This window comes from Stenotrophomonas nematodicola (genome assembly GCF_009467805.1).
GTDB lineage: Bacteria > Pseudomonadota > Gammaproteobacteria > Xanthomonadales > Xanthomonadaceae > Stenotrophomonas > Stenotrophomonas nematodicola.
On record NZ_WIAY01000001.1, the window covers coordinates 142937 to 160444 of the forward strand.

Sequence of the window (17508 nt, forward strand, 5' to 3'; positions counted from 1 at the left end):
CTGCAACGAGTGCGGTTGGTATGCGTGCAGACTGGAGCGAAAATCTGTCGCACCGATAGGATGGTTTCCCTTCTTTCGATGCCGCAATCCAGCTACGTTCAAATGCAGGCTCAGGGGTTGAACCCGTGCGCTGTTCTATGCGGGCTGTGCAGTACCCGCGTGTGTATCGGCGCGCAGCCCACGCAGCAGCAGGTCGAGCGCAGTGCCGGCCTGCAGCAGCCGCGCCGCCGGCGCTTCGCCGTCCGCGATCCAGAACGCGGCCTCTTCCAGACTGCCGTAGATCAGTGCGGCCAGCGCCTGCGGGTCAGCGTGTGCAACCACGCCGTCGCGCATCAGCCTGTCCAGGAGCCCTTCCATCGAGGCGATGCAGTGGTGCTGTGCATCCGGTGACGCGCCCCCGAGCACCGCGCGGGCATCACGCAGGACGATGCGTTGGATCTCGGGTTCCAGTGCCATCTCCAGGTAGGCGCGGCAGCGTGACCGGAACCCGTCCCACGGATCGGCTGCGGAATCACTGATCGCCTGGAGACGTGCGTCCATCTCCGCGTCCAATTGCGCCACCACGGCGGCGAGCAGGCCTGTCTTGTCGCCGAAGTGGTGGTAAAGCGCGCCGCGGGTCAGTCCCGCGTGGGCAGTCAGGTCATCCATCGACGTCTCGGCGTAGCCGCGCTCGCTGAAGGCCGCGCGGGCGGAAGCCAGCAGGGCGGCACGGGTCTGTTCCATCTCGATGCGGGTACGACGGGCCATCACGGTTCCTCGGGTGGCAGCGGCAGGGCATTTACATACGTCGCGTATGTATCTATCCTTTTATACATACGCAATGTATGTATTGTCTGTCGCGGCCTCCTGGGAGGCAAGCGGCCTGATCTCGGAGACGGACATGTCCACCTCTTACCGGGCGCTGTTCAGCGCCCGCGGCACCCGCGCATTCGCCCTGGCGGGGCTGCTGGCGCGGCTGCCGCTCCCCATGACCGGCATCGGCATCATCACGCTGCTGTCCCGGACGCACGGCAGTTATGCGCTCGCCGGCGCCGTCTCCGCCACCTTCGTGCTGGCCTACGCGCTGCTGTCCCCGCCTATCTCCGCGCGGGTGGACCGGTATGGCCAGGCACGGGTGCTGCCTGCGGCGGCCGCGTTGAGTGCACTCGGCATGCTGGCGCTGGTTGCGAACACCCACTGGCACGCGCCGGACTGGAGTCTGTTCGTCTGGGCCGCGCTGGCGGGCACCATGCCGAGCATGTCGGCGATGGTGCGGGCGCGCTGGACGGCGATGTTCCGTGGGCAGCCGCACCTGCAGACCGCGTACTCGCTGGAAACCGTACTGGATGAATTGACCTTCATTGGCGGTCCGCCCGTGTCGGTAGGGCTGTCGGTGGTGGCATTTCCCCAGGCAGGGCTGCTGCTGGCGGCGCTGCTGCTGATACTGGGCGTGTCCGCCCTGGTGGTGCAGCGGTCTACCGAGCCTCCGCCGTCATCGGATGCACGTTCCCACGGCAACGGCAGTGTGCTGCGTTCCTCCCGTGTGCGGCTGCTTGCCGGCCTGATGGTGGCGATGGGCGTCATCGTCGGCACGGTGGACATCGCCAGCGTGGCCCTCGCTGCGCACCTGGGCAGGCCGGCAGCGGCCAGCCTGGCGCTGTCGGCCTACGCGGCCGGTTCGTGTGCGGCCGGCCTGCTGTTCGGGGCGGTTGCGTGGCGCATCCCGCTGCACCGTCTGCTGCTGTTCGGCGGCATCGCAACTGCGGCCACCACCTCGCCGCTGCTGCTGGCGGGGAGCATCCCGGCGTTGTCTGCCGCTCTCCTGCTGGCTGGTGCGTTCTTCGCGCCGACCATGATCGTGGCGATGTCGCTGGTCGAGCGCCTCGTCCCGGCGGCGCGCCTGACCGAAGGCATGACCTGGCTGCTGGCAGGGCTGAACATCGGTGTGGCGATGGGCGCGGCGATCGCCGGGCAGGTGGTGGACGGGCAGGGCGCGCGGGCGGGATTCGCGGTGGCGCTCGCCGGCGGTGCGGCCGTGTTGCTGCTGGCCGGTATCGCGCATCACCGCCTGCGCGCCAGTTCAGTCAACACCGACGCGGCTGCATGACACCGCCCTTCGTTCCTCCCACGTACGGACCCTCCGCATGAACGATGCTTCCTCCCTCAACGCGCCGGCCGTGCGCCATCCGTGGGCTGCGGTCATGGCCGTCGGCCTGGCCACGTTCTCCGTGGTCACCACCGAGATGCTGCCGGTCGGCCTGCTCACGCCGATCGCCACTGCCCTCGACAGCAGCCCCGGCACCGCTGCGCTGATGATCTCGGTGCCGGCGCTGCTGGCGGCCGTGCTCGCGCCGGTGGTGGTGCTCGGCGCGGGGCGCGTGGATCGGCGCCACATCCTGTGCGCGTTGCTTGGCTTGCTGGCGCTGGCCAACGTGGCGTGCGCGCTGGCGCCCGACATGGCCTGGATGCTCGCGGCACGTGCATTGGTCGGGTTCTGCATGGGCGGCATCTGGGCCATCGCCGGCGGACTGGCGGCGCGCCTGGTACCGGCTGCGTCCATCGGGCTGGCGACCTCGCTCATCTTCGGCGGGGTGGCGGCGGCATCGGTACTCGGGGTTCCGCTGGGCGCGCTGATCGGCGGGATGGCGGGGTGGCGCTGGGCCTTCGGCGGCATGGCCATCGTGAGTGCGCTGGTGCTGGCCCTGCATATGATCGTCCTGCCTGCATTGCCGGTCAGCCACTCCACCTCGCTGCGTCACGTTGCCGCGCAGTTGCGCAACCGCCCCCTGCAGATCGGCCTGCTGCTGACGTTGCTGCTGGTGGGAGGACACTTCGCTGCCTTCACCTTCGTGCGCCCGCTGCTGGTGAGCGGGTCCGGCGTCGCGGCCGAATGGGTCGGTGCGCTGCTGTTCGGTTATGGCCTGGCGGGCATTGCCGGCAACTTCCTGGCCGGCACGGTCGCAGCGCGGCACACCACGCGCACCATCATTGCGATCGCACTCGGTCTGCTGCTCACGCCTGTGCTGTTCCTGACCCTTGGCGGCACGCCGGCCGGCGGTGGCGCGGCCTTGATCGCCTGGGGTCTGGCGTATGGCGGCGTATCGGTGGGGCTGATGACCTGGATGATGCGCGCGACCCCGCACGCGATGGAGATTGCGGCGGCGTTCTATGTGTCTGTCTTCAACGTCGGCATTGCACTCGGCGCTTGGACGGGCGGGCAGCTCGTGGACCGCCACGGCATCACCGCGGTGCTGTGGGCCGTGGGGACATGCGCTGCACTGGCGGTTGTGGTGGCGCTTGCCTGTCGCCTGACGGAGACACGCGCACGCGTCGTATCGTGACGCACGCAATGCGCTGCGACGCAGTCTGTCGCACCGCGCGACCACGCGCCTCCCGCGGCCCAGGATCCGGCGTCCCAGCGCGTTTAGTTTGTGTGACGTAATGCTCATAATGCTGGGATGCGCCTGTGACGCTGCGTTACGTACTGGAACGGACGCCGGCAGGCCATTGCCAAGGAGCGCGCGTGACGGAACGTCTGTGGGGATTGTTGGGACCGGAGAAGCTGGCAACGACGCGTCGTACGCGCACGCTGGACCTGGGCAGGGTGGTGCGGCGGTTCAACGAACGCGCTGTTCCCGGTACCGGTGGTCTGTGGTTTGGCCGGCAGGCCTACCTGACCGCGCTCAGCGTGGTGGTGGCCGAACGCGTGACCGTCCGTGGCCAGCGCTGCAGCAACATCGAAATGGCCAATGCCATCGAGGCCGTCGCCTGCATGATCGGCTATGCGTCCAACGGACGGGCGGCGGACCCGCGCCTGCGCGGCCGCAACAAGCTGCCGGCCGGTGGGGCGCCCTCCTTCGCCGTCGCGCGGCAACGCGGCTTCCATGTCGCCCAGCCCATGCGCATGTCCACTGCACAGGCGCTGCCCTCGCTGGGCCTGGCGCATGCGGCGGGATCGCGCTTCAACGCGTTCAGCAGCAGCGATGCCGCCGTGGCCTTCATCGACGCCTGCGCCGATGGCGCGAAGGTGGGCAGGAACAATAGTGTGGTCGAGCACCTGGAGTACTGGGCCGACGGGAGTGGGCTGAGTCTGGGCAGCGGGGGGCTGCGGGCTGCGCTCGATCCCACCCGGCCGCTGCCGGTCAGCGCCTGCAAGCTGCTGCAGCGTGCGTTGGAGGAGGGCGGCAGCCTGGACCCCGCCGACCGCGCCCGCCGCCAGAACGCCTGGCGCTGGGTGGCGCGCCTGCAGCAGTCGGCGTCCGCCGCCGACCGCATCGACCATCACGCCGGGCCGGCCGAGCTCGACGCCGATCACTGGCATGACGTGCGCGCGGGTGCATACCTGTTCCGCGTGCGCGACGCCGCCAATGCCGTCCTCGACTGTGTCGAAGGCATCCTGGCAACACGCCAGGGCAAGACGCGTCTGCCGTTGGATGGCCCGTTGCACAAGGACGTCGCCGTGCACCTCGCCCAGCTTGCCGGCCATGCCCGCGCCTTCCTGGCACTCGGCCACGGCGATGATGAGGCGAACCGCTTCAGCCGCGAATGCGAGGCCGGAGACGCGGACACGCTGCGGGCCCTGCTGCGCCGCGACGACCACGTGCTGCGCCTGCTCGATGACGGCGCGCAGCCGGGCCCGGCCTACACGGGCCACCCGCCGGCGCTGTCGCAGGACAACGGCGATCCGCAGGAAGAGACCGGCCTGGGTGCATACGTGACCTCACTCCCCGACGGTTGTTCGTACCGCCTGCGCAATCTGTATCTGCTGCATATGGACGTGCACGGCCTGCTGGGCCCGAAGATCGATGCCAGCCGCGTCGCCGGTGCAGGAGCGTCGGCATGAGCCGCGCGCCTGGACTGCAGCTGCCCTCGCTGCTCGATCACTTCACCGCGCCCGAAGGCTTTGTGGGTGAGTTCGGCTGGATCTGTGGCTTCTCGGCCGATGCCGGTTTCATCAATCAGGCCGCAGAACGCTTCACCACGTACGCTGCCGCGCAGCGCGCTGCCGCCGGACAGATCCGCCTCGCACTGATGCTGGACCCCAGCCAGCCAGTGCTGCTTCCCACCGTGGTCCCCGGTGTCGCGCATCTGCCGCTGCAGGACCTGTCGCGCAAGCCGTTCCGCCTGCTGCACGCCAAGGTGGCCCTGCTGGGGTTCCGGGATGCTGCGACGGCAGACCGACATCATCTGCGGCTGGTCGTCTCCACCGGCAACTGGACGCGGCAGACTCTCGAGGAAAGCCTGGACCTGGCATGGCGCGTCGATCTGGAGGTGGCGCCCGACGTCGCGGACGACGCGGTCAGTCGTGCGGACATGATGGCCGCGCAGGGCTTGTTCGCGTGGCTGCTGGACCTGCACGACACCCGACTGCTGGAAGCGGACACGCCGCTGTCGGGCCGGGACGCTGCCGATCGTGTAGATCAGTGGATTGCCCGCTGCAACCGCGCTCCCCGGGCGCGGCCGCGGTTGTTGGACACGCGCAGCCGATCGCTGCTCGACCAGATCATCGCCGGGCTCAAGCGCGAAGGCGGTGTGGCACGCAGCCACCTGTGCATGGGCTCGGGCTTCTATGAAGCAGCGACCGTGCGCAAGGGCGGCACTGGGACGCCCGTGCTGCCGCACAAGATCGTCAAACGCCTGAAGGCAAGCCAGGCGCTGTCCCCGCGCGCGCGCGTCGATCTGTATGTGAATCCGCAGGCCTGCCAGGCCATCGCCGGGGCGGTGGATCACCTGCGGCTCGATGCGGATCACCCCATCCATGTCAGGGCGGCGGCAGCGCCTGCAGCGGTGTTTGGTGCAGGACATGAGCGTACGCTGCATGCCAAGTTCCTCTTCTCGTCCAACCGCAGCACGACCACCGGCGCGTGCAACAGCGCCTGGCTCTATCTGGGCTCGGGCAACCTGACCACCGCCGGCCTGCTCAATGCGGCCTCGCAGGCGGGAGGCAATCTCGAAGCCGGTATCCTGGAGTTCCCCGAAGGCCTGTCCTGGAAAAAGAGCCCCGACCCGTCGCGGTGGATCGAAAATCTGCTGCCGATCGGCGGAAACACCCTGGACGATCTGCCTTCACTCCAGCCCGGCGATCCGTGGGCGCCACCCCCACCGCAGCATGTGGCCGCGCCCATCGCCTACCTGGTCTGGACGGCCGACGGCCGGCTGACCCGTCCCGATTCGACGGCAGGAGACGTGGAGGTACTCGACGAGGCAGGTACTCCCTGCGCGATCACGGCGGACGGCTACACCTGGTCCGGTCCTGCGCCGCGCCTGGTGCGCGTGCGCTGGGTGGCGGGCGCGGAAGCCCGGCTGGCCTGGGTGCCGGTGATCGACGCGCACGGGCGCGTGGCCGCCACGCCGCTACCGGCCATCGATCTCGATCACGCCTGGACGCAGCTTGCCGCGTTCCCGGGCCTGCCCGACGAGGAGGAGGGCGAAAGGGAGGGGGATCCGGGGATTTTCCCGGACGACCGACACACGGGTCCGAAGCGGCGCACGCCGCGAAACCTGACGCCGGGCACGGCGATCCGCCAGATGATGATGCTCATTGAACAGATTGCCGCGCAGCAGACCGCTGTCGACGCCGTGGACTGGACAGCCTGGTGCAACCGGCTCGAGCAGTCCCTGTTCCAGGCGCGGCAGTGTCCTGCCGTGACCTGCTTCGTGCAGATGCAGCTCAACCCGCTCAGCCCGCTGCGCGCGCCTGCGTTCCGCCCGGACTTCGCCGAAGACGCCGGCACTGCGGCTGGGCGGCACTACGAGCAGACCCTGCGCCGGATCGAGCTGGCGTGGGAAACACACGACTACGCGCCCCTGGAGGGCAGGCAATGAGCACCCGGTTCCGTGGATGGCAGGACGTGGACACGTATGCGCACGACGTCGTCCGCGACAAGCGGATCGAACTCAACCCCGGCCAGGCCGCGAGCCTGTTGCAGTTGACCACGCGCCTGAAAGAGCACGGTGCGATCCTCGCCGACGAAGTCGGCATGGGCAAGACGCGCATTGCCGTGGCGTTGGCCCATTGCGTCGTACAGGCCGGCGGGCGCGTGGCGATCGTGGCGCCGCCGGGCCTGGATGACCAGTGGCGACGCGAACTCCAGCGTGGCGGTCTTCCGGCGCGACCGCTGCTGCGCAGCGTCTACCAGTACCTGCAGGCATGGGAGCACCCGCATGCGCCGGCCCCCTGGTTCGACGAGCCGGTCGTCCTGCTCTCGCACTACTTCGCCCGCTGGCGGCTCGGCAGCGCATCGCACGCCTGGCGCTGGGCGCTGCTGCCGGAGTTGATCGCCTGCTGGCGCAAGCACGAGACGGGCGCTGCACCGTGGGGCTACAAGGACCACCCGCTGCTGACCGACCCGTGGGTCAACCACGCCGCCGCGTCCATCGTGGAGCGCCTCGCCGCCCCGGGGCATCGGGCGGAACGAGCCGCCCTGCGCAGACTGGCGGACATCCACGACCCGTGGGTACACGCCCTTGCACCGGACGGCTACGGCAACGACACGCCGCTGCGCCAGTCCCTGCAGCGCGCCACCGGTCTTGGGCTGGGCAGCGTCGATCTGATCATCATCGATGAGGCGCACAAGAGCCGCAGCGACAGCAGTCTGCTCAACCAGCTGTTGAACGACGTACTGCTTGCGCCGGGGGGCAGCAGCCGGCGCCTGGCCATGAGCGCCACGCCGGTCGAGCTGGACGCCTCGCAATGGACGCAGACGCTGCAGCGCATCGGCCTTCCCGACGAGGACGCAAAACGCATCCAGAAGGCCATCGACGGCTACGTCGCTGCGGTGGCCAACGTACGCCGCTTCCCGTTCAAGGAAGGCATGGTCGAGGCCTTCACCACGGCATCGCAGACCTACCAGACCGCGCTGGCACCCTACGTCCTGCGCCGCGACAAACGCGAAGATGCCGCCGTACAGTCGTTCAGGCAACACGCCGGAGGCGACATCAGCGCCTATCGCCGCATCGAAGACATCCGTGTCACCCTCGACACCCTGCCCAGCGAATGGAAGCGGGCGGTATGCGCCGCCGAAGCCCTTTCGCTCGCCAGCCGGCAACGCGAGGACGCCCACGCCAAGCGGCAGCGCCTGACCATTGGGAACGGGCATGGCATCGCCGAGATGATCGATCGGGCCGTCGATCCGGCTGAATGCGCTGCCGCTGCGGACGCGGTGGAAGACGACACGTCTGCATCGCCCGCCCACACCAAGCGCATCGCGCGCACCGCGTGGTGGACCACCGCGCTGCGCAACGCGGTGCGCCCGCCGCGCGATGCCGGCGGCGCGTTGTACCAGCACCCGGCGATCCTCGCGGCGGCGCAGGCCATCGAAGCCATCTGCGACCAGGGCGAGAAGGTGCTGGTGTTCGCACGCTACCGGGCGCCGATGGACGCGCTGGCACACCTGCTCAATGCGCGCCGCCTGCTGCGTGCGCTCGACGCCGGCCTGCCGTGGCCGCAACAACGCATTCACCAGGACGAATGGCCGGCGGTCCAGGCGGTCCACGCGACCCTCCATCCAGACCGGCCGCTCGACCGCACGGCGCTCGACGCGCAGCTGGCGGCCAACTACCAGCAGCTGGAGAACAGCCGCCAGCGTTTCCGCACCGCATTGGTGGCCACGATCGGGGAGGGCATGCGTCTGCTCGACGCACCGCTGCGCAGGCGTTTCATGCCCACGTTCCACGCGTTCCAGGAGGCGCAGCACGCCCAGCACGTGGACACCGACGGCGCCGCAGTCAGTGTGCTCGCCGCCGTTGCGCGCGCGCTTGCCGACCACCTCGGCGAACAGCTCGATGCCGTGCCGCCCGAGGAGGTGGCACGGGCATTCATCGAACTGGTGCAGGCTGCCACGAACCTGGACCCCGGCAGCGATGACGAAGACGAACGCGCCGACAAGGCCGACGACGAAGGGGTGGGTGCCGACACATGGTCAGTCACCGCGCAGCGCGTCACGGAAGACTACGCGCACAATCGCGGCGGCTTCGCCCGGCTGATGCACGGTGGTACCGGAGCGGGCACCCGGCGGCTGCTGCAGTTGGCGTTCAACCGCGAACATGCATTCCCGCGCGTGCTGATTGCCCAGTCGATGGTGGGCCGCGAAGGGCTGAACCTGCATCTGGCGTGCCGGACCGTGGTGCTGCTGCACTCGGAATGGAACCCGGCCGTGGTGGAACAGCAGATCGGCCGCGTGGACCGGCTGGGCAGCCTGTGGGAGCGCAAGCTCGCCGACGCGATCCGTGACAATGTTGCGCCCGACCAGCTGCCGCGGATCGAGATCCGGCCCGTAGTGTTCGAGGGGACCTACGACGAAACACACTGGGCCGTGCTGACCCGGCGCTGGGACAACCTGCGGGCGCAGCTGCACGGCGACATCCTGCCGCCGTGCGCGGCCGGGGACGAGGAAGGCATTGCACTGCGCAGACGCATCGCCGAGGCCGCGCCACAGTTCTCGCCGTCGAAGGCGGCGCGGTGAGCGACGCGGGAGACCGGCTCAGGTCTCCCGTTTCACCCGCGCCCGGTAGGCCCCGACGTTGTTGCCGGGGATCTGCCGTTCCTGCGTCCCCGTCACGGTATCCACCAGCCGGTCCGAGCCGGTCACCGGCTTGGCCTCGACCGTGGTTTCGCGCTCGAACGCGTGTGACTTGTCGGTATTGCGGTAGTACCGGTACAAGGCCCAGTACAGCGCCGTGGCGCCGGCGGGGCCGGCGGCCAGCAACCAGAGACCACTGTCATCGCTCATGAGGAGGCCACCAGGAAGAAGAGGACGAGGGCTTCGATGATCGTGCCGGTGGTGAGCGCTGCCAGCAGCAGCTTCCACTGCTGGACCGGCACGCTGCCCATCGTCTCACCGGTACGGCCGTTCACCGCGATGTAGTGCAGCATGCCACCGTTGCGGCCGGGCTGGTGGTACGAGTACAGCCACACCGGCAGATACATGGACACCCAGCGCGACCCGTGCACGTCCAGCCGCTCCTGTTCCCAGCGCACGCCACGGTCGTAGCGACGCACCGATCCTTCGACCTGCGCGCGGGCGATCGACAGCAGCTGATCCTCCAGGCGCGGACGCAGCTGCTCCACATCGACGTTGCGCTTTTCCGAGGTGAAGCCGTTCAGATACGAGGCGTTCCACTTGAGCGCGTTCTTGGTGTCGAACGGCAGAATCGTGTTGATGATGTTGTTGGTATTGGCGCGGGTATCGAGGTTGCCGCGCTCGGTGGACGACTCCAGCGGCAGATCGTCCACGGTGAAGTCCACGTGCCGCTCGACCTGGTACACATCGGCGTCGTAGTAGGTCTGCTTGTTCTTCTCGGTGCCGCGGGTGTACTCGCGGGTCTTGATTTCGCCCTTGCCGGCCACGCTGGCGCTGACATTGCTGTCCACGATCATGTAGGGCAGGTACACGCCCACCACGTTCTCCGGCGTGAACTGCTCCTTGAACGCCTTCAGCGCGAACAGGCGGCGCTTGTCCACGAACTGGCGGATGCGCGCCACCGCGTCGTCCTTGGTGATGTGGAACGGGAGCACCGCATCCGGCACCGCACCGTTGGCCACCTGCTCATTGACGCCGAACACATGGCGGCACCAGTGGCAGCGTGCCGTCATCGTGCTCTCGGTATTGATCGTCACCTCGGCACCGCAGCCGGTGCACTTGAAGCTCATCAGGCTGGCGGCATCGGCCGCGATGTCCCGCGCGCCCGAGGCGATGATCGTGCCGCGAAGCTGGTCCAGGCCCTCGCCGAGCCCGAACGCATCCTCCACCGTGGTGCCATGCCACTCGTTGCGGCAGAACTGGCAGACCAGGATATCGGTACCGAGCTTGGGCCGGATGTCGGTCGAGCCGCACTTCGGGCAGCGGTTGAGGCCGTCCTTCAGCTCGGCGGCCGAGGTATCGATGGCCACCGGATCGGGCGCCTGGATTTCTTCGCGGATCGGATCGGGCAGCGTGGCAGGATCGACCGGGAAGCTGCCGGGCAACGGCGGAACGTCCCGGGGCGAACCGGGACCGGTCACCGGTGCCGCCGGCGAGGGCGGCAACGGAGGGGGGGCTGCCGGCAGCGGCGGCGGAATGCGGGAGTCGGACATGGTCGCAGCGTATCCCCGGCCTTACAGGCCCAGCGCCTTGGCCTTGAGTGCGTCGTAGTCGTCCTGGGTGATCAGGCCCAGATCGAGCATCTCCTTGGCCTTCTTCAGCTTGGCGACCGGATCATCGGCGGCCGGTGCGACCGGCTGCTGCATCCCGCCGACACCGAACATCCCCGATGCCATGCCCACGCCGACCAGGCCCGCCGCACCGCCGTTCTCGCCGGCGGACTGGATGCCCTGGGCAACGCTGGCCTGCAGGTTCGAGTTGCCGCGGGCGCCGGCCAATGCGTCGGCGCGCTGCACGGTCTTGAGCAGCTCGCGGGTGTTGGCGTCGTACTCGATCGACACGATGGCCGTCTTGACGATGGCCAGGCCGCGATCGGACTTCCACTGGTAACCCTGTTCGACCGCATCGGACAGGCTCCTGGCGAAGCCCAGCGAATCCTGCTGCAGCTTGGTGATGCGGTTGCCCTTGGCCGGATCGTTCGTGTACAGGCTGAACGCCGGTGCAAGCGAGCCCACCACCTCGTTGAAGAGCTGGCTGGCCGCGGCATTGTCCAGGTCGGTGAAGTCGAACACCTGGCCCGGCTGCAGGTAGCTGGCCGGGACGAAGTTCTTCACGAACAGGATCGGATCGACGATTTTCAGCGTGTACGAGCCGCGCGTGATCGCGCCCACCTGGGTGCCCAGGAAGCCGTCGTCCCAGTAGATCTCGGATTGCGTGCCGAAGCGGTTGTCGGGCAGTTCCTTCAGCGACACGAAGAAGGCCGCCTGCTGGGCACCCGGCTGGCCGCCGAACTTGAAACGCTCCCAGCTCTGCTTGATCAGCGGGCCGACCAGGCCGTCGCCGGCGAAGATCGACTGCGAGTTGGTGTCGTCCGAACGCCATTCATAGCCGCCGGGCTCGGCGACGAAACCGGTGATCGCGCCATCCTGGAACAGCAGCAGGCCGTAGCCTTCAGGCACGACGATCTTCGAGCCGTTGGTGATGATGTTCGACGATGCGCTGGTATTCGACCCGCGCCCGGCATTGGTGCCGCGCGGGACGGCGGCGAACAGCGCGGCCGTCGACGGCAGGCCGGCCGGCACGGTGAAAAAGTCTTTCCACTGGTCGGCCAACACGCCGCCCACTGCACCCTTCACTGCCTGTACAAGACCCATGTTGCGCTCCCTGTGATCGACGGACGGGCACCGCGCCCGTCATTGAATCGCACTATATCAGCAGGTGAGGGCGGTCCATCGATGCCCGCGTGGCCCGGAAGTTGCCGGCCGGCAACTTCCGGGAATGCCAGCCGCTCGCCGGCACCGCGCAGCTCAGAACCGCGCGGTTGCTCCGACGAAGAAGGTGCGCGCACCGCCGTCGTAATTGTTGCCCTCGTCCACGGTGGAGACGTCGCCCAGGTTGAGCACGCCTGCACGCAGGGTCAGGCTCTCATTGACGTCGTAGCCGGTGACCAGATCCCAGGTGGTGTACGCCTTGGCGAAGGTGGGGCTGGTGCTGGACACCAGCTGCTTGCCGATATGCTGCGCACTCAGGTTGAGCGACCACGCGTCGGTCACCTGCCAGTCCAGCGAGGTGTTGGCGGTCAGCTTGGGCACCACCAGCAGGTTGGCGCCGGTGGTGCGGTTCTTCGATTCAAGCATGCGGGTGGCGTTGGTGGTCCAGCGCAGCCGCTCGTGCAGGGGAACCGTCACGCTCGCCTCCACGCCGCGGGTGCGCGCCTCCTGGATGTTCTGCGCCACCGTCCACCAGAACCCGTTGACGAAGCTGGAGCTGTAGCCCGGGATGTCACGCAGCGGCACCTGTTCGATCTTGTCGTCGAAGTCGGTCAGGAAGTAGGTCGCCGACGCGGACCAGCCGTCGCGGTCGAAGCCGGCACCCAGCTCGTAGTTGGTGCTGGTTTCCGGCTCCAGGTTCGGGTTGCCCGCCATGTAGCAGCCGGTGGTGCCGTCGGCGCTGACCGAACGGCTGGTCCAGCCTTCCACGGTCAGGCTGCGGCAGCCGTTGCCGCCCGACTGCGTGGCCGCGCCGGCACTGCCCTGCTTGAGGTTGGGCGCGCGGAAGCCCTGCGACACGCCGCCCCGGATCGTCCACGCATCCGACGGGTGCCACACGCCGTAGATGCGCGGGCTCAGGTTGTCGTCGTAGTTCTCGGTGTTGTCCCAGCGCAGGCCCACGGTGAGGGTGAAGCGCTCGTGCAGGGCAATATGGTCTTCAGCGAACAGGGCCCAGGCATCGGCTTCGTTGGTTGGGCTGATGCGGCCACTGCCGCTCCACGTCACCGGCACCGTGCCGATGGTGTCGCTGTTCGTCAGCGCCTCGCGCTTCCACTGGCCGCCCACGTTCAGACGATGCTCGACGCCCCACTCGAAGCCGGTCGAGAACGCCGTGTCGAACACGGTTTCCCTGGAGTGGTTGCCCACCTGGCTGCCCTTGTCCTTGTAGTCGTTCCAGGTCAAGGTGCTTTTGGACGTGCTGGCATCGCCGTAGCGGCCATCATGGGTGGCCGCATAGCCGGTGTGCACCAGCTTGGACAGGCCCCAGGCGCCGAGCGTGCCGGCGCCCTTGTTGCGCTGCACGCCGCGCGATGCCTCCACGCCCACGGTGTGGTCGTCATTGATCGCCCAGTTGAGCAGCGCGTTGGCGTTCTCGGCCTTGTTGCCCGGCGTCTGCCCACGGACCCGATCGGACGCGCGATCGGTCACGTTGGCACCCACGCGCAGGCCCAGGCTCTCGGTCAACGGGCCGCTGAAGAGCGCGCCCGCCTGTACCGTATCGCCTCGGGTGGACGAATCCGGCGCGCTGTAGTTGTAGGTCACCGAACCGCCCCATTCGGGGGCGATCTTGCGGGTGATGATGTTGATCACCCCGCCCATCGCATCGGAGCCATACAGCGAGGACATCGGACCGCGGACCACCTCGATGCGCTCGATCATGTCCGGCGACAGCCAGTTCAGATCCTGCGGACCGAGATCGTCGCGGTAGTTCACGCCGGAGGAATTGCCCTGGCGACGCCCGTCGATGAGAATCAGCGTGTATTGCTCGGGCAGTCCGCGCAGGCGGATTTTGGACTGGGCACCGGACAGCGCGTAGCCGCCGGTCACGCCGGGCACCGTGCTCAACAGCTGGCCGATGCTGGAGACCGGCTTGCGCTCGATCTCCTCGCGGGAGATGACGGTGATGCTGGCCGGGGCATCTTTGATCCACTGCTGGGCACCGGTCGCGGTGACTACGACGGTATCCATGTCCTTGGCAGCGGCTGACGCGGACGCATCGCCGTTGACGGCCGCCTGCGCCGGGCTGCACAGGGCAAGGGCAATCGCGGTGGCAAGCGTGGCGGCGGTGTGGGCAAGCGTGGGGGAAGCAACGCGCATCGGGCAAACTCCTGAAAAATAAGGGTCCGCTGGCGATGGCTGGGACGTCCGTGTAACGAGGGCTTTAGATAACGTTAACAATGGTATCACGACGCATTCGCATTTGACACACGACGACACATGGCGCGCTGCGGATGCGTGCGGCAAACATCCTGCAACGACACGCCAAACCGCCGCCGCCACCACGACGTAGAAAGAACGCTCCGCAGTCCCGCACGCGCAGGGCTGCATCACCCGGGAGCATTCCATGTCCATGACCACCGACCAGGCGGGCGCCTTCGTCACCGCCGCGCTGTCGAAGATCTCCGAACTGTTCTATGCCGGCGCCACCCCAACTGCCTTCGATATGCCGATGGTGGGCAAGGTCATCACCGAGGAGGGTGAGCAGCCCAATGGCAACCTGACCCCGATCGACGAAGAGATGGGTCTGGTGGTCAGCAAGGGCCTGCTGGCGCTGCACGACGATCTCACCATCAAGTTCGCCCTCGGCCATGAGCTCGGGCATGGCACCAGCCTGCATATCCTCAGCCAGGTGGGATTGGAAGGCATCAGCGGGCAGGCCACCGAGGTGATCGCCGATCTGAGCGCGGCCTATATCCTCGTGCAGCTCGGCAGCACCTGGGACGCGGTGATCGGATCGATCAGCACCTGGCGCGACACGGATATTTTCGATGCCCATGCCAGCGGCCACCATCCGCCGGGCGACGAGCGCGTCGCCCATGTGCGGGCGCTGCAGGGTCTGATCGGGAAGAAAGTGGCGTTCAAGGATGCCGCTTACCAGATCTGCAACCCGCTGCCGCGTTCCTGAGAACAGCGCGGTGCGCAGGGAGAACAGGACACCGATGCGCTGAAGCCAGGTCGCAGGGATCGCGATCCGTATCGCGCATGGCGGGTCGCCGCTATCATTCCCCCTCGCAAGGAATGCTCCGGGGGAATGATGTAATGGACACCAAGGCACCACCACGCGCTGCAATGGAACACCTGTACTTCGGCACCGCCCTCGCACTCGTGCTGCATCAGATCGATGCCGCGTTCTGGCACGAATGGGACATGTTCGCCGTCCCCGGCGGCATCCAGGGCTTTCTGGTGTTCAATCTCGTCGCGGTCGGTGCCGTGCTGTGGGGCTACCGCAGCGTGACACTCGGCCTGCGCTCCGCGCGACGGTGGTCAATGGGCTGCGGTGCGCTTGGCATTGGCACGGCGGCACTGCACACCGCGTTTGCCGTGGCCGGGCATCCGGCGTTCGGCCTGCCGCTGTCGATGCTGACGTTGCTGCTGTGTTTTGCGCTGGGGGTGGCGCTGGTGGCCGTGGCGTACCGCCGCACGGGTCGTGATCACCCCAGTGGCAGGCGGTCCGACGCCACCGGCCGCCCAAGCAGCCAACCCTGACCGATCCCACCCGGCACCAGTGACAGCATGTGCGATGCCTGCTCCTCGGTCTCGACTCCTTCAACGATCAGGTCCAGATCCAGGGCGGCGGCCATCGCCGCGATGGACTGCACCACCTGGGTCACCGCCGAGGCCGTGCCGATCGCCCGGGTGAAGCGGCGGTCCATCTTGATGGCGGTGATCGGCAGTTCGGTCAGATACGCGAAGTTGGAGTAGCCGGTGCCGAAGTCATCCACGTAGAAGCGATACCCGAGTGACTTGAGCTCAAGCATGCAGCCGGCAAGGTCGTGATGGTCGGCCGTCGCGCGTTCGGTCAGCTCCAGCACGATCTGGTGCGGGCGCAGGCCCAGGCGGCGCACCTCATCGTGCACATAGCGCCGGAAGTTACGGTCCAGGAGGTCCTGCGAGGTAAGGTTGATGCTCAGGTAGAAGGCGGCGTTGCCGCGCAGCCGCCCGGCCATCTCGCCCAGTGCGATGCGCACCAGCCGCTTGGCCATGCAGGTGCCAAGGCCGTCGCGTTCGGCCAGCGGAACGAACCGGTCAGGCGGAATCTCGCGCCCATCCTCGGTTCGCCACCGCGCCAGTGCCTCCACGCCCAGCAGCTGCCGGTCCGACAGTGCGCGGATCGGCTGATACACCATCGACAGCCCCTGGCCATCGATCGCGCGCCGGAGCTGGGCGAGCAGGGAGCGACGACGCTCCCGATACTCGTGGACCGCCAGCGCGATGCCTGCACCCGCCAGGGCGCCCAGCACTGCAAGCGACAGGGAGAACCACCACGGTTCCACCAGCACGCTCGATCCGGATTTTCGGGCCGACACGCAGATATCGAACGCGGTACTGCAGCGCCACGCCAGACGCGTTGCTCCGACGTCCAGCGCGGACGCCGCCTCACCGACGGTCACGCCCTGCGAGTCGCCAAAGCGCTGGAACAGGTGCTTGCCGTCGCGCGTGGCAACCACCACGCCCATGCCAGCCGGCGCACGGCTGACCCGATCGAATGCAATGGGTGATGTTGTCACCACCACGCCGTCGCGGGCGGCCATATCAGCGGCGATATCGGCACCGAAGACCCCCGGCAACGCGTGCCAGAGGGCGAAACCGCGTACGCGCCGGTCTGGCGGGGGCAACGGCGAGGGCACGGCAAAGACGCCCCAGGAGGCCGTGCAGCGAACCGCGCCGTCCGCCACGCGTCCGACATCGCGCACGTAGTGCGACTGGATCGCCAGTTGCCGGAGATCCGACAAATCTTCCTCGGTGCACGCCGGGCCCGGCAGTGCCGCAGCACGGTCCAGTGCCTTCACCGATGCCGATGCGACCAGCTCTGCATGGTCCAGCACGAGGTCCGCATAGGCATTGAGCGCGCGATCATCGCGCTGCACCACCACCACCTGCGCGCCCACCAGGGTCACCGCCGCCCCGAGCGCGGCGGCACACAGAATGCGACCGATACCGGCACCTGGCGCCAAGCTGCCCCACCGCGAACGCACTGTCTGGCGCATCTGTACTTCCCTGTCTGGATGCCAATCTGCCTCGGATGAGACCGTATCAGTAACCGGTGTCATCTGCGTCGTTCTTATCGGCGACGGCGCCGCTCGCCTTGAGCCCTGCGGGGCATGGCCGCGTGCAGGCTGGACGCGGGAACTCTTCCTGCCTGCGCCGCCGGTCATGCGCCCCGTGGCAAGTCGGTT

At 68.0% G+C, this 17508-nt stretch carries 13 protein-coding genes; 7 read left to right on the forward strand and 6 right to left on the reverse strand.

All coding sequences use genetic code 11. The features are described from left to right. Positions 1-135: 135 nt before the first annotated feature. Positions 136-747 (reverse strand): TetR/AcrR family transcriptional regulator, encoded by a 612-nt coding sequence (locus GDJ08_RS00650; RefSeq protein WP_136004809.1) that lies wholly within the window; start codon positions 745-747, stop codon positions 136-138. Between the two features lie 133 nt (positions 748-880). Between GDJ08_RS00650 and GDJ08_RS00655 the strand changes: the two genes are divergently transcribed. From GDJ08_RS00655 to GDJ08_RS20085, 5 genes are all read left to right on the forward strand, one after another. Beyond that, on the forward strand, positions 881-2086 hold the full coding sequence (locus tag GDJ08_RS00655; protein WP_153164067.1) for an MFS transporter: 1206 nt from the start codon (positions 881-883) through the stop codon (positions 2084-2086). Positions 2087-2123: 37 nt separating this feature from the next. Next, on the forward strand, positions 2124-3320 hold the full coding sequence (locus GDJ08_RS00660) for an MFS transporter (protein WP_153164068.1): 1197 nt from the start codon (positions 2124-2126) through the stop codon (positions 3318-3320). Positions 3321-3502: 182 nt separating this feature from the next. Beyond that, positions 3503-4822, forward strand: a complete 1320-nt coding sequence (locus GDJ08_RS00665; RefSeq protein WP_153164069.1) for a hypothetical protein — start codon at positions 3503-3505, stop codon at positions 4820-4822. 62 nt (positions 4823-4884) lie between these two features. Then, a complete protein-coding gene (locus GDJ08_RS00670; protein ID WP_153164070.1) occupies positions 4885-6804 on the forward strand; it encodes a phospholipase D-like domain-containing protein in 1920 nt (639 codons plus the stop codon). Then, positions 6801-9443, forward strand: coding sequence for a helicase-related protein (locus GDJ08_RS20085; RefSeq protein WP_153164071.1), 2643 nt, complete (start codon positions 6801-6803; stop codon positions 9441-9443). Before GDJ08_RS00670 ends, GDJ08_RS20085 begins: the two co-directional genes overlap by 4 nt. Positions 9444-9461: 18 nt before the next feature. Here the strand turns inward: GDJ08_RS20085 and GDJ08_RS00680 are convergent, their stop codons facing one another. The 4 genes from GDJ08_RS00680 to GDJ08_RS00695 form a co-directional block, all read right to left on the reverse strand. Next, positions 9462-9710 (reverse strand): hypothetical protein, encoded by a 249-nt coding sequence (locus GDJ08_RS00680; RefSeq protein ID WP_017356252.1) that lies wholly within the window; start codon positions 9708-9710, stop codon positions 9462-9464. Beyond that, positions 9707-11053 (reverse strand): TFIIB-type zinc ribbon-containing protein, encoded by a 1347-nt coding sequence (locus GDJ08_RS00685; RefSeq protein ID WP_153164072.1) that lies wholly within the window; start codon positions 11051-11053, stop codon positions 9707-9709. The genes GDJ08_RS00680 and GDJ08_RS00685 overlap by 4 nt, the downstream gene beginning before the upstream one ends. A 21-nt stretch (positions 11054-11074) precedes the next feature. Beyond that, the gene (locus GDJ08_RS00690) at positions 11075-12214 is read right to left on the reverse strand and encodes an SPFH domain-containing protein (protein WP_136004799.1); all 1140 of its coding nucleotides are present in this window, start codon (positions 12212-12214) and stop codon (positions 11075-11077) included. Positions 12215-12367: 153 nt separating this feature from the next. Then, entirely contained in the window at positions 12368-14428 is a 2061-nt protein-coding gene (locus tag GDJ08_RS00695) for a TonB-dependent receptor domain-containing protein (RefSeq protein ID WP_206147275.1), read from the reverse strand. A 247-nt stretch (positions 14429-14675) separates the two neighbouring features. Between GDJ08_RS00695 and GDJ08_RS00700 the strand changes: the two genes are divergently transcribed. Together GDJ08_RS00700 and GDJ08_RS00705 are read left to right on the forward strand one after the other, a co-directional pair. Continuing rightward, positions 14676-15236 (forward strand): M48 family metalloprotease, encoded by a 561-nt coding sequence (locus tag GDJ08_RS00700; RefSeq protein WP_026070795.1) that lies wholly within the window; start codon positions 14676-14678, stop codon positions 15234-15236. A gap of 134 nt (positions 15237-15370) precedes the next feature. Continuing rightward, on the forward strand, positions 15371-15817 hold the full coding sequence (locus tag GDJ08_RS00705) for a DUF6713 family protein (RefSeq protein ID WP_229296409.1): 447 nt from the start codon (positions 15371-15373) through the stop codon (positions 15815-15817). On the opposite strand, the gene GDJ08_RS00710 is transcribed toward GDJ08_RS00705, so the two are convergent. Then, entirely contained in the window at positions 15763-17319 is a 1557-nt protein-coding gene (locus GDJ08_RS00710) for an EAL domain-containing protein (protein ID WP_165699745.1), read from the reverse strand. The genes GDJ08_RS00705 and GDJ08_RS00710 overlap by 55 nt on opposite strands. Between the last annotated feature and the right edge of the window lie 189 nt (positions 17320-17508).

What these genes read in the sequence shown, in the direction of transcription:
- GDJ08_RS00710 (WP_165699745.1), bottom strand. Translation starts at nt 17,319, where the DNA reads ATGCGCCAGACAGTGCGTTCGCGGTGGGGCAGCTTGGCGCCAGGTGCC.
- GDJ08_RS00685 (WP_153164072.1), bottom strand. Translation starts at nt 11,053, where the DNA reads ATGTCCGACTCCCGCATTCCGCCGCCGCTGCCGGCAGCCCCCCCTCCG.
- GDJ08_RS00690 (WP_136004799.1), bottom strand. Translation starts at nt 12,214, where the DNA reads ATGGGTCTTGTACAGGCAGTGAAGGGTGCAGTGGGCGGCGTGTTGGCC.
- GDJ08_RS00650 (WP_136004809.1), bottom strand. Translation starts at nt 747, where the DNA reads ATGGCCCGTCGTACCCGCATCGAGATGGAACAGACCCGTGCCGCCCTG.
- GDJ08_RS00680 (WP_017356252.1), bottom strand. Translation starts at nt 9,710, where the DNA reads ATGAGCGATGACAGTGGTCTCTGGTTGCTGGCCGCCGGCCCCGCCGGC.
- GDJ08_RS20085 (WP_153164071.1), top strand. Translation starts at nt 6,801, where the DNA reads ATGAGCACCCGGTTCCGTGGATGGCAGGACGTGGACACGTATGCGCAC.
- GDJ08_RS00700 (WP_026070795.1), top strand. Translation starts at nt 14,676, where the DNA reads ATGTCCATGACCACCGACCAGGCGGGCGCCTTCGTCACCGCCGCGCTG.
- GDJ08_RS00660 (WP_153164068.1), top strand. Translation starts at nt 2,124, where the DNA reads ATGAACGATGCTTCCTCCCTCAACGCGCCGGCCGTGCGCCATCCGTGG.
- GDJ08_RS00705 (WP_229296409.1), top strand. Translation starts at nt 15,371, where the DNA reads ATGGACACCAAGGCACCACCACGCGCTGCAATGGAACACCTGTACTTC.
- GDJ08_RS00655 (WP_153164067.1), top strand. Translation starts at nt 881, where the DNA reads ATGTCCACCTCTTACCGGGCGCTGTTCAGCGCCCGCGGCACCCGCGCA.
- GDJ08_RS00695 (WP_206147275.1), bottom strand. Translation starts at nt 14,428, where the DNA reads ATGCGCGTTGCTTCCCCCACGCTTGCCCACACCGCCGCCACGCTTGCC.